The sequence below is a fragment of the Cocleimonas sp. KMM 6892 genome (genome assembly GCF_035798195.1).
GTDB lineage: Bacteria > Pseudomonadota > Gammaproteobacteria > Thiotrichales > Thiotrichaceae > Cocleimonas > Cocleimonas flava.
In genome coordinates, this window is record NZ_JAPFBV010000003.1 from 573,813 (window position 1) to 586,424 (window position 12,612).

At 40.1% G+C, this 12,612-nt stretch carries 8 protein-coding genes, 1 tRNA gene and 1 rRNA gene; 4 read left to right on the forward strand and 6 right to left on the reverse strand.

Features of this window, described 5'->3' with window-relative positions; genetic code table 11:
• Nucleotides 1-28: 28 nt before the first annotated feature.
• On the reverse strand, nt 29-1,183 hold the full coding sequence (locus tag OO007_RS11605; RefSeq protein WP_325808921.1) for a hypothetical protein: 1,155 nt from the start codon (nt 1,181-1,183) through the stop codon (nt 29-31).
• A gap of 191 nt (nt 1,184-1,374) precedes the next feature.
• Here OO007_RS11605 and mutS point away from each other — a divergent pair, with 191 nt between their 5' ends.
• The 4 genes from mutS (at nt 1,375) to OO007_RS11625 (ending at nt 6,976) form a co-directional block, all read left to right on the forward strand.
• A complete protein-coding gene (mutS, locus tag OO007_RS11610; protein ID WP_325808922.1) occupies nt 1,375-4,008 on the forward strand; it encodes a DNA mismatch repair protein MutS in 2,634 nt (877 codons plus the stop codon).
• 207 nt (nt 4,009-4,215) lie between these two features.
• Nucleotides 4,216-4,292, forward strand: a tRNA-Arg gene (locus tag OO007_RS11615).
• 145 nt (nt 4,293-4,437) lie between these two features.
• Nucleotides 4,438-6,042 carry a phosphoenolpyruvate carboxykinase (ATP) gene (pckA, locus tag OO007_RS11620; RefSeq protein ID WP_325808923.1) on the forward strand — a complete coding sequence of 535 codons (1,605 nt, stop codon included), beginning with the start codon at nt 4,438-4,440 and terminating at the stop codon, nt 6,040-6,042.
• Between the two features lie 136 nt (nt 6,043-6,178).
• A complete protein-coding gene (locus tag OO007_RS11625; protein WP_131907779.1) occupies nt 6,179-6,976 on the forward strand; it encodes an undecaprenyl-diphosphate phosphatase in 798 nt (265 codons plus the stop codon).
• Between the two features lie 69 nt (nt 6,977-7,045).
• Here OO007_RS11625 and OO007_RS11630 read toward each other — a convergent pair whose 3' ends face one another.
• The 5 genes from OO007_RS11630 to rrf form a co-directional block, all read right to left on the reverse strand.
• Complete coding sequence (locus tag OO007_RS11630; RefSeq protein WP_131907780.1) at nt 7,046-7,795, reverse strand: 5'-methylthioadenosine/adenosylhomocysteine nucleosidase; 750 nt, start codon at nt 7,793-7,795, stop codon at nt 7,046-7,048.
• 19 nt (nt 7,796-7,814) lie between these two features.
• Complete coding sequence (locus OO007_RS11635) at nt 7,815-9,407, reverse strand: ABC-F family ATPase (protein WP_131907781.1); 1,593 nt, start codon at nt 9,405-9,407, stop codon at nt 7,815-7,817.
• Between the two features lie 141 nt (nt 9,408-9,548).
• Nucleotides 9,549-10,979, reverse strand: a complete 1,431-nt coding sequence (mltB, locus tag OO007_RS11640) for a lytic murein transglycosylase B (protein ID WP_131907782.1) — start codon at nt 10,977-10,979, stop codon at nt 9,549-9,551.
• A gap of 122 nt (nt 10,980-11,101) precedes the next feature.
• Nucleotides 11,102-11,950 (reverse strand): hypothetical protein, encoded by an 849-nt coding sequence (locus OO007_RS11645; RefSeq protein ID WP_325808924.1) that lies wholly within the window; start codon nt 11,948-11,950, stop codon nt 11,102-11,104.
• A gap of 346 nt (nt 11,951-12,296) precedes the next feature.
• A 5S ribosomal RNA gene (gene rrf / locus OO007_RS11650) occupies nt 12,297-12,412 on the reverse strand.
• Between the last annotated feature and the right edge of the window lie 200 nt (nt 12,413-12,612).

The window sequence follows — 12,612 nt, forward strand, 5'->3', positions numbered from 1 at the left end:
TGTTTCGAGTTAAATCTGTTGAGCTAACTTAGTTTAAACGGCAACCACCACCAACATAAGATCCCGCTTCCAGATCTGTAACATTCGACCATACTCCACTCAAGGTCAAAGTTTCCTCATCTAAAACACCATCGATTTCAGTACCATCATCTGATTTAGCAGTCAGCTTGTTATCTACTAACTTACCTGTGATTTCACTTTCTTCATTCGTTGAAACACTATAAGTCGTTCCTTTTACATTGTTCGACTTGTCGACATCAAAGGTAAATAACCCTTGATCTCCCCCAGTGAACGGAACGGTGTAACGATAAACTGCATCACTTTCACCGCCTAATCTCTCTGCAGAGAATGTACCTTTCAAGGATGTATTCGCGCTATTTTCCCAGGTGCCTGATAGGTCTTCAGTAGAATTGAGCTTTCCAGTAAATTCTTTGGCAGAATCTTCAGCACTCACAAACTCTAATCCCATATCATAATCAAGCGCGGTAGCACTGCTAATCTCAACCGATACTTCATTCTCCGGATTATATGAAGAACCTACTACCTCACCCGTAACCGGGTTTACGACTAACGCAATATTACCTGATTCTGTACCTTCGTAAGAACCTACATAAGCACCCGCATTTGCACAAAGCAAGGTCGTCTTTAAGTGAGTTGCCGCTACCGTCGCTTCAGGTATTTCATGCTCGATCCCATCCGCAACAGAAGCTGAAGTTACGATGTTATTCACGTTTTGTGTAGGGAAATCAGCCGCTGCAAAATCTACTGCTGCCCAGCTTTCTGCTTTAGCCTGAACTTTTTTAGAAATTTCGATGCCGTTACTCGGCGTATTATCTTTATCCAACATCATCAGAAAACGTACTTTATTGATTACTTCTGCAGAAGCCAAAGTGCCATTAGCAACAAGATCTACTGGTGTCATTACCGCTTTACCAGTACCCGACCCAAGCGCTACTGCGCCTATTGAGAAGGCAACATCTTCACCATCTTCGTAAATGAAACCACCAGATGCATCTGTAACGCCATCCTGACCACCAGAAACATAAGAGAGACCAGACACGTTACTGTCTTTAAAAACACCATTCTTTTTAACAACAGAAGAAGAACTCCCTCCGCCACCACAGGCTGTAAGCCCAAATAATGAAACCGTGGTCAATGCAATTAAGCCATTAATCTTTAACATATTTATCCCCATAAATTTTTATAATAAAGCCGCGATGATTCTACCATAATCAAACTCTTACACATAATGCAGACTGCACTCATCAAACGTTTAGACAGAAGCTTGATGAATAGTTTCGTTGAAATGAATTTCGTCGATGAGAATTCCAAGTTTATTGTGACACTGTAAGACTGATTTGTTAAATTAGCCGGATGACTCAAACCGCTACCAAAACTGCAGCAAAAAGCGCGCAGAAACACACACCGATGATGCAACAGTTTTTACGCATCAAATCCGAAAACCCAGATCTTCTTTTGTTTTATCGGATGGGTGATTTTTACGAATTGTTTTTTGAAGATGCACAAAAAGCGGCACAACTTTTAAACATTACTCTCACTGCTCGCGGAAAATCAGATGGTGAACCGATCCCTATGGCAGGGATTCCTTATCATGCTGCTGAACAATATTTACCACGATTATTGAAGCAGGGAATTTCTGTCGGCATTTGCGAACAGATTGGTGATCCAGCCAAATCCAAAGGCCCTGTTGAAAGAAAAGTAGTCCGTATTCTCACTCCAGGAACAGTCACTGATGATTTTTTACTGGAAGAACGTCGTGATAATTTACTACTAGCCATTTCAGAGTTTACGAATCAACACAAAAGCAACTATGGACTAGCCTGCATCGACTTAAGCAATGGCCGTTTCATCGTACAGCAAGTCGATAGTGTCGAAGCTTTACATAATGAAGTTGAACGTATGCGTCCAGCTGAAATACTCGTTAACGAAAATACTGAAATTAAACTATCTGATCAATATTCTATTACCAAAAGAGCACCCTGGCACTTTGACGAAGAAAACGCGCGTAATCTGATACAAAAGCAGCTCGGCACCAAAGATCTATCTGGTTTTGGTTGCGATGATATGCCCGTAGCAATCACCGCTGCAGGCGTATTACTCCAATACGTTAATGAAACGCAGCGCACAGCTCTCCCACACATTAATAGTTTACAAGTAGAAAGCAGCGATGACGGCATTATCCTTGATGCTGCCAGTCGCCGTAATTTAGAGCTCGAACACAGTCTTATGGGCGACCATAAGAACACCCTGATCTCTGTTTTAGACAAAACCGCTACAAGCATGGGTGGGCGCTTATTAAGTCGCTGGTTGAATAAGCCATTACGTGATCAAAACATCTTGAGAAACCGTCATCAGGCCATCGATAGCTTTATTCAACAATATCATTATGAAACGCTGCATGGCGTATTGCGACACATCGGTGATATAGAACGAATTATTTCAAGAATTGCTCTGGCAACCGCTAGACCTCGTGATTTATCAACATTAAGAGACTCTCTTAAAGTTACCCCAGAGTTAAACAGCATTCTAAAACAACTCGATAACCCGCTGATTGAATCACTTAGAACAGGCATCGATGAACATCATGAATTAGTCACCCTTCTCGATTCCGCGATTATTGATAATCCACCAGTATTAATACGCGATGGTGGTGTTATTGCAGAAGGCTTTGATAAAGAACTCGATGAGCTACGTAACCTGAGTAAAAATTCAGATCAGTACTTATTAGATTTAGAAACGCGTGAAAAAGCGCGAACAGGCATCGCTAGTTTAAAAGTCGCCTATAATCGCGTACATGGTTTTTACATTGAAATTCCACGCTCGCATACGGATGAAATTCCGCCTGAGTATATCCGTCGTCAAACACTCAAGATGGCGGAACGCTTCATTTTGCCAGAACTGAAGGAGTTTGAAGATAAAGTACTTTCAGCCAGAGAACGCTCTCTATCAAGAGAAAAAGCCCTTTATGAAAAACTATTACAAGATCTGGCGATTTATACCTTATCACTGAGGGAAACAGCTCAAAACATAGCAGAAGTCGATGTTTTAAGTAACTTCGCAGAACGCGCAGTATTACTGAACTATGCTAAACCAGAACTCAGTGAATCACCTGGCATCAATATCGTTGCAGGGCGTCATCCAGTCGTTGAAAGCACCTTAGATGATCCATTTGTACCCAATGATTTGAATATGGATGACCAGCGTCGAATGCTAATGATTACCGGTCCTAATATGGGCGGTAAATCGACCTATATGCGCCAAATTACTTTGATTGTTCTAATGGCTCATATCGGTAGTTTTATACCCGCAGAATCTGCAGTGATAGGCCCAATCGACAGGATATTTACCAGAATCGGCGCTCATGATGATTTAAGCACAGGACGTTCGACCTTTATGGTAGAAATGACCGAAGCAGCCAATATCCTGAATAATGCAACGGCTAACTCACTGGTGTTAATGGATGAAATTGGACGTGGCACCAGTACCTTTGATGGGTTGTCGTTGGCATGGTCTTTTGCTGAGTTTTTGGCGAAGCAGAAACAGGCATTTACCTTATTCGCGACACACTACTTCGAGTTAACTGCGCTTCCAGAAAAAATACCAACGATAGCGAATGTACATATAAACGCTGTGGAGCACGGCGATAAAATCGTATTTTTACACAGCGTAAAAGATGGTCCAGCAAATCAAAGTTATGGACTTCAAGTAGCTCAACTCGCAGGTGTACCGAAAGGCGTCATCGCTAAAGCCCGCAAGAAACTGCATCAACTAGAACAAGATGCGAGGCAGAAACCAGAGCAGGGACAAACACTCTCTCTTAATTTAGGCTTTGCAGATGATGATCCGATAGACGACCAAAGCTTTGCCATTGAAGATGAGTCGGCAACAGAAATAAAGAATACGCTGATGGATATAGACCCAGATGATTTAACACCGAAACAAGCTCTGGAAAAACTTTATCAACTGAAAAAGTTATTGGATGAATAATGTGATGGAGCTTAAATTCCAGGTTGATAGATTTTCCATCAACCTGCAGTCTTTCATTTCCCACTAATTTGTTTACCTCTAAAGCTGCGGAACACTCTGTAAATAGATGCCTCAAAAGTGAGAAATAAATATCCTGAAAGGTTACTGAAAGTCCGATACAATTCCGTGCGTTAAATAATAGAAACACATGCAAAATCGTTTTGATTAGTCCCGATAGCTCAGTAGGATAGAGCGGCCCCCTCCTAAGGGGCAGGCCGGGGGTTCGAATCCTCCTCGGGACGCCATCATCTATCATGAATATAATTACTCTTTAGATCTTCAATCCTTGTTGACAGAATCTTTTAAATCCATACACTCGCCCACCCCAGCCGAACTAAAGTATCGACTGATTACAACTGAGTACAAGAAACTTAAGGAAGCCTTATAAGAATGAAAGCCATTGATCTAAGTAGTTACGGTATTAAAAATCCATCTGAAGTTATCTACAATCCTTCTTATGAGATGCTGTTTAACGAAGAAACACGTGACGATCTGGTAGGCTTTGAAAAAGGAGTTGTGACTGACACAGGTGCTGTCGCAGTCGATACGGGCATATTTACTGGACGCTCTCCTAAAGACAAATACATCGTTCGTGATGATGTCACCAGAGATACTTTCTGGTGGTCTGATCAGGGCAAAAATGATAACAAACCAATTACGCCAGAGCTTTGGGAGCACTTTGAATCACTGGTTGTAGATGAGTTATCAAACAAACGTTTATTTGTTGTCGATGCATATTGTGGCGCAAATGAAAGCTCTCGATTAAGCGTACGCTTTATCACCATGGTTGCATGGCAAGCTCACTTTGTTAAAAACATGTTTATCCGTCCAACTGACGAAGAACTAGAAACATTCGAGCCAGACTTCACGGTTATGAATGGCGCAAGCGTCACTAATCCTGACTGGAAAGAACAGGGACTAAATTCTGAAAACTTTGTTGCTTTCAACCTAACCAAAAACATTCAGCTAATTGGTGGGACCTGGTACGGCGGAGAAATGAAGAAAGGCTTGTTCTCTATTATGAATTACCTTCTTCCATTGAAAGGCATTGCTTCTATGCATTGCTCTGCAAATATCGGCAAAGATGGTAACTCTGCGATATTCTTTGGTTTGTCTGGCACGGGCAAAACAACGCTTTCTACAGATCCAGAGCGCGCTTTAATTGGCGATGACGAACATGGCTGGGATGATGACGGCATCTTCAACTTCGAAGGTGGTTGTTACGCTAAAACCATTAGCCTCGACCCTGAGCAAGAGCCAGAAATTTATCAGGCTATTCGCCGTGACGCATTACTCGAAAATGTAGTTACTCGCGAAGATAATACGATTGATTTTCATGACGGATCAAAAACGGAAAACACTCGAGTTTCATACCCAATTTACCACATACAAAACATCGTAAAGCCTCAATCAAAAGGTAGCGCTGCAAATAAAGTTATTTTCTTATCGGCAGATGCTTTCGGTGTTTTACCTCCTGTGTCGATTTTGACACCAGAGCAAACGCAATATCATTTCTTATCTGGCTTTACGGCAAAACTAGCTGGAACTGAGCGTGGTATTTCAGAGCCTACACCAACCTTCTCTGCATGTTTTGGTGCTGCTTTCTTATCGTTACACCCAAGCAAGTATGCGGCTACGCTAGTAAAGCGCATGGAACAATCTGGCGCGACAGCTTACATGGTAAATACTGGCTGGAATGGTACTGGCAAACGTATATCAATCAAAGATACGCGTGCAATAATCAGCGCTATCCTTGATGGCAGCATCGACGAACAGGAGACAAAAACAATTCCTTTCTTTGATCTAAAAGTCCCAGTGCAACTAGAAAACGTAAACCCAGAAATTCTGGATCCTCGTGATACGTACTCGGATGCTGAAGAGTGGAATACCAAAGCTAAAGATCTAGCAAAATTATTTATCGATAACTTTGAGAAATACACCGATATTCCTGAAGGAAAATCACTGTTGGTTGCATCTCCTAAACTTGGCGAATAAGCACCTGCTAATTATCTAGGTAAGCCTCTAAGCATTAGCAATTAATCTTAGATTGACGAATACAAGATGATAGTTAGTTTCATCTTGTATTCGTGTACAATCCCACTTTTTTTAATATTTAATTGGGATTAGTTGAATGGAAATCATTCATGCCGTCATTCTCGGCATTATAGAAGGTATTACAGAGTTCTTACCCATTTCCTCCACCGGACACTTAATCGTCGGCACAGAGCTCATGGGACTCCCTCAAACAAAAGAAAACACTGCCTTTCAGATCATTATTCAGCTTTCTGCCATTCTTGCCGTGATCGCTAATTACAAAGACAAGTTTCACCCTAAACATTTTGATTTATGGGTAAAGCTGCTTATTGCGTTTTTACCTCTCGCTATTATTGGCTTTATTTTTAAAGACCAAATCAAGATGCTGTTTTCAGTACAAGTAGTAGCGATCATGTTTATTGTCGGCGGTATCATCTTTTTAATTATTGAACACTTCCAGAAAACTGCTGTAGCCAAAACATTAGATGTTGAAGATATCAGTTACAAACAAGCGGCATGGATAGGCATTGCACAAGTCTTTGCACTGGTTCCGGGAACAAGCCGCGCAGGTTCTACAATCGTTGGGGCTTTACTCGTAGGTCTAAGTCGTAAGGCCAGCGCTGAGTTTTCATTTTTATTAGCGCTTCCAGTAATGGCAGCTACCAGTGGCTATGAATTACTGAAAAACTACAAAGACTTTAGTGACTCTAATTTGATGACATTAGCCGTTGGGTTCGTGGTTTCTTTTATCGTCGCGTACTTCACGATGAAATTATTTCTTCGCTTTCTGGAAAAATTCACCTTTGTCGGTTTCGGCATCTACCGCATTATTTTTGGCGTTATATTGCTATACCTTATTTACACAGGAGTCATTAGTTCTTCTGCTCATGCTTAATACAGAATAAAAATTTAAGCCACCCCCCACCTTTGAGGCACTTTTTTAACTATTATTTCGAGCAGGCAGTTAAACAATCAATCGTTTAATAATACCCGCCGTGAAATGCGAAGCGACTTGCTCAATAAATCGTGGAAAATCAATCATAGAATCATGATTGGCTTTGTCAGATATGATTCTTATTACAGTAAATGGCAAAGAATACTCATAAGCAACCTGTGCTACTGCTGCACCTTCCATTTCTACTGCAAGTAAATCGGGTAACGTCGAAAGCAACTCTCGTTGTTTCTCTACCGAACTGATGAACTGATCACCACTGGCAATTAAACCCGTATATACAACAGGCTTTGTTACTCCTAAATTAGATAATTCAGTTGCATCAACATCACTGGTCAGATCATCAGCCAAGTATTTTTCGGAAGCTGTTTTGGCAAGAATCACATCAGAAGAAGCCGCTGAAATTTCAGTCAGAGATAAAAGAGGAATTTCAAAACGCTTGATACCCAACACACCTGCACAATCCATATCATGTTGAACGAATGAACTCCCGACAACGATATCACCTATTTCCAAGTGCTGTGGAATTGCTCCTGCAACACCCGTGAAAACAAGCTTTGAAATGTGATACCTTTCGACAAGCATTGTTGTCGTTGAAGCTGATGCTACCTTTCCCCAGCCGGAGAAAACCACAACAACCTGTATGTGATTTAATAGGCCCAGATAAACCGTCTTATGACCTACTTTTTCTTCTGAAACATCTTCTAACATGGTTACAATGCGTTTGAGCTCCTCATGCATTGCAGCCATTATGCCAATCATTTCTTGTAACCTGCCTCAGTTAGCCTTCTAGGCTTTGACTAGCAAGATACTCGTCATAAGTACCAGAGTATTGATTAATACCTGTAGGCGTCATCTCGATAATACGAGTCGCTAGAGAGTTTACAAACTCACGGTCATGACTGACGAAGAACAGAGTTCCCGGATAATTTTCGAGCGCCAGGTTTAAAGACTCGATCGATTCCATATCCAGGTGATTCGTTGGCTCATCCATCAGAAGAACATTGTCTTTCTTCATCATTAATTTACCGAAGATCATACGACCTTGCTCACCACCTGATATAACTTTTACCGACTTTTCACTTTGTGCTTTTGAAAATAATAAACGACCTAATACAGAGCGTACTGATTGCTCGTCATCTTCTTCACTACGCCATTGATTCATCCAGTCGTATAGTGACTCACCATTTTCAAATTCGTAAGCATGATCCTGTGCATACACGCCTAGTGTCGCATTTTCTGACCATTTCACCATGCCACTATCAGGTTGAATAGCACCTTCTAAACAACGTAACAGTGTTGATTTACCAATACCGTTTGGTCCGATAATCGCGATACGCTCACCGACTTCAACCATCAGATCAATATCACGGAAAAGTGGTTCATCGTAGCTTTTGCTAAGACCTTTTACTTCTAATATGTTTTTATATAACTTCTTTTCCTGTTCAAAAACGATATACGGATTAACACGGCTTGATGGTTTTATGTGTGCTAATTCAATTTTATCTAATTGTTTTTGACGTGATGTAGCCTGTTTTGCTTTTGATGCATTCGCAGAGAAGCGACTAACAAATTGCTGTAGTTCTGCAATCTTTGCTTTTTTCTTGGCATTTTCGTTTTGTAACTGTTCGCGGGCTTGAGTTGCTGCAGTCATGTACTCATCATAGTTACCCGGGAACATGCGTAATTCGCCGTAATCCAGATCTGCCATATTGGTACAAACGCTGTTTAAGAAGTGACGGTCATGAGAAATGATAACCATAGTACTTTTACGATTGTTCAGTAACTTTTCCAACCAGCGAATGGTATTGATATCCAGGTTATTTGTTGGCTCATCGAGTAATAATAAATCCGGATCAGAAAATAGCGCTTGAGCAAGTAGTACTCGTAACTTCCATCCAGGAGCGATTGAGCTCATTGGCCCCCAATGCTGGTCTTCAGTAATTTCTAGACCGAGTAATAATTCACCCGCACGAGATTCAGCGGTATAACCATCCATTTCACCAAATTCAATTTCAAGATCAGCTACTTTGATGCCATCTTCTTCACTCATTTCTGGTAAAGAGTAAATGCGATCTCTTTCTTCTTTAACAGCCCAAAGCTTCTTGTCACCCATGATTACAGTATCAAGCACGCTGAATTCTTCAAATGCGAACTGATCCTGCCCAAGTACTGAATAACGTACATCTGGATCTAGCGTGACGTTACCTGCAGTTGGAGCAAGTTGCCCACTCAATATTTTCATGAATGTAGATTTACCACAGCCATTAGCGCCAATTAAACCATAACGGTTACCATTACCAAACTTGACTGATACGTTTTCAAACAATGGCTTTTCGCCAAATTGCATTGTGATATTAGAAGCTGAAATCAAAGCGGTTACCTAAATTAGTTATGTTGTAAATTGAATATTTGATTGTAAAAAAGACGGGCAAAAAAAAGCACAGTCTTCAATATCTAGAAGACTGTGCATTATAGGTTTATGCTAGCTCTAATCAAGCATTATTAGGCTGCCTTAGTCCAGTAGCGCCTTATACGCATCTAGATCAGAATCAATAGAAGCTTGTCTAATAACACTTTTACCACCGATTCTCGCATCAATTGCTTCAGCCAACTGGTGAACTGCCATTGCATAGTGACTACTGTGATTATAGCGAGTGATTACATAGAAATTATGACCACCGAGCCAAAGTTCATCACCACTATAGGTATTCAGTTTAATCAAACTCGCTTTTCCTGAAATATCGCCTAAGTAATCAGCAGACACACCTCTACTTTTAAGGCTATTTAAACTATGGCTTGATTTGAAGCCAGTGCGTAATGATTTATAACTGCTGTTCTTAGATGATGCTCGCACAGCAACTGTGCCACCTGTTTTCCAACCGTGTTTTTTAAAGTAATTAGCTACACTGCCAATTGCATCTTTGGGTGTCCAAAGATTGATATGGCCATTTCTATCATGATCTACAGCATAGCGTTTGATATTGCTTGGCATGAATTGACACAGACCTAAAGCACCTGCGTATGAAGCCATTGGCTTAAGTGGATCCAGACCTTCTTTTCTCGTCATCAATAAGTAGCTTTCAAGCTCGCTTTGGAAATACTTTCCACGTCGTGCATTATTAAATCCCATTGCTGATAAGGCATCTATCGCTCTGTTTTGACCTACATTTCCACCATATCGAGTTTCAACCCCGATAATGCCAAGGATGTATTCTTGTGGTACGCCATATTTTTGTTCGGCTTGTTGTAACGCAACACGATTTTCACGCCAAAACTGCACACCCTTACTAATAGTTTTTTCTGTCAGGAAATTACCGCGATATCTATTCCATCGGCCAGAACGTGATTTCTTATTTGATTTTATAGGGCCTCTGGCATCAGATGCTGCCATACGCTTAAGGAATGGTGTCGATTCAGTATTAGTGAAAAGGTAGTTTAAATAACCACGATCAAAACCATGCTTACTTACCATCTTGTCTATAAATCTACGAGTTTGTTGATTACTTACGTAATCTCCCGATAAAGATGCGTACTGAATGTTTTTATTTGGCGCACGATGTGATGGAGTTCGATAACTACTAGCTATTTGTTTTTTTGCAGCACGCTTACGGACTATTTGTTTTTGAGAAGGCGGTCGTCTTTTTTCATACACCACCTTTTCATTGCTTAATTTCTTGGCTGCCGTAGCTGCATAACTAGTATTAGATTTATTTTTTGCTAGTTGAATTTTTTTGGCAATTTTAGACTTTTCTAATGCCTGTTTATCCCAAATCTCTAATAGCTTTGCATATTCTTGTTTTTGTTTAGCATCAGTTTTAACATGATGTTTAACTGGTTTAGCTTTTACTGCAGGCTGAGTTTTTTCTTTTGTATTACTACATGAAGTCAAATTAACGACTGCAATACAAATACTTACACCTGCTAGCATTCTGACGATGCTCATATCTTATCCCCTTTGATAATTCATCCGTGACTATCGTGGGTAATATTCTACATGATCTAAATAAATGCTAGCTGAATGAAAAACAATATTATTTTTTAAGCTACTGTTTTTATAATAAAGTTTTATTTGTCGTCGAAGACACCCCAATCGGAAAAATCCATCATATTCCCAGCTTCTTCAGCTATTGGAGGAAACTGATTTGTAATAGCATCAGATACAGTCACCGGATCTGGCGTACTTATATGAGGAAAGCGCCACCCTCCAGGCATACGTCCTAAATCACGGGGTGTGCTAGACATTGTATCCCAAGCTTCATCGGTGAAATTCGTATAAAAATCAGGCCAGATATTTCTTTTATCTCCCCATGCTTTCTTCCGATTTGAATTATTGGAATTACCAAAAAATGGCATAGCGTTATTATTGTTGCTGAACATATTATTCATAGGGTAATTAGAATTATTTGCAAATGGCATAGCCCCATTTGCAAAAGGATTGAAGCTATTACCTGAGTTATTACCAAACGGCATGTTATTCCCAGCAAATGGATTAAAGTTATTACCAGAAGTATTAGCAAAGGGGATATTACCGCCAGAGAACGGATTAAAGCTATTATTAGAACCGTTACTAAATGGCATATTATTTGCGAATGGAAAATCATTACTATACTGATAAGGATTAGCTGCATTCATTGGCATCCCATTTTGCATAGGCATTTGACTCTGATAATAATTATTCTGCATTGATTCATAACCAGCATATTGCTGAGGTTGGTTATAAGAAGGTGGGTTGTTCATTGGATAACGTGGAACAAAAGTATTACCTTGTTGTGTTGTTCCATAATTAACTGGAGGATATTCGTATATCTTTGAATTATCAGCTGGCGGATATATCAGCTTATTTTCAGCATATACGCCAATAGTAAATATACACATACTTACTGCTAACAATAATTTAATGTTCTTATTAATCATATTTTTACCCATAAAATAGCTAGTAAATAGAATTGCGAGTCAGTATATTAGCATATACTAATATATATTTCATCTATTTCTGATCTATAGACAGCCCCGTACTTATGGGCACTTTTTTATTTTATCCTTTTCATGTAATAAAGACGTCTTTCAGGTAGATCTGTGATCTGCCACTCAAAGTACTTTCGCCTATGAACAACGCATGTATCTTCATTAAGTCCAAAGACATTACATATCTCTAATCAACGTTTGCTGATCTGGTTTTAAGGTAATGACGAAGGGTTTTTTGATATAAATCGCAGGCATAAAAAAAGCCCGTTCGCTAGAACGGGCTTTCAGGATAATAACTTGGTGATGACCTACTTTCACATGGGGAAGCCCCACACTATCATCGGCGATGACACGTTTCACTTCTGAGTTCGAGATGGATTCAGGTGGTTCCATGTCTCTATTGTCACCAAGAAACTGGTTTATTGAACATCTGCTCATTTGAGTAGACTTCAATATTTGCTAATGAGTCATTATTCATTCCTCACTAACAATCAATTAGGCAAAGCACTAGCTTTTGTTCTCAAATCTGTTTGTATCTTTGTTACTTGTAAAAAAGCCAACTCACAAACCATTTAAGGTTATAGAATCAAGCCTCACGGGCAATTAGTACA

Coding starts and splice junctions, on each gene's coding strand:
- OO007_RS11630 (WP_131907780.1), bottom strand. CDS start 7,795: ATGATTGGCATAATGGCTGCAATGCATGAGGAGCTCAAACGCATTGTA.
- pckA (WP_325808923.1), top strand. CDS start 4,438: ATGAAAGCCATTGATCTAAGTAGTTACGGTATTAAAAATCCATCTGAA.
- OO007_RS11605 (WP_325808921.1), bottom strand. CDS start 1,183: ATGTTAAAGATTAATGGCTTAATTGCATTGACCACGGTTTCATTATTT.
- OO007_RS11645 (WP_325808924.1), bottom strand. CDS start 11,950: ATGATTAATAAGAACATTAAATTATTGTTAGCAGTAAGTATGTGTATA.
- OO007_RS11625 (WP_131907779.1), top strand. CDS start 6,179: ATGGAAATCATTCATGCCGTCATTCTCGGCATTATAGAAGGTATTACA.
- mutS (WP_325808922.1), top strand. CDS start 1,375: ATGACTCAAACCGCTACCAAAACTGCAGCAAAAAGCGCGCAGAAACAC.
- mltB (WP_131907782.1), bottom strand. CDS start 10,979: ATGAGCATCGTCAGAATGCTAGCAGGTGTAAGTATTTGTATTGCAGTC.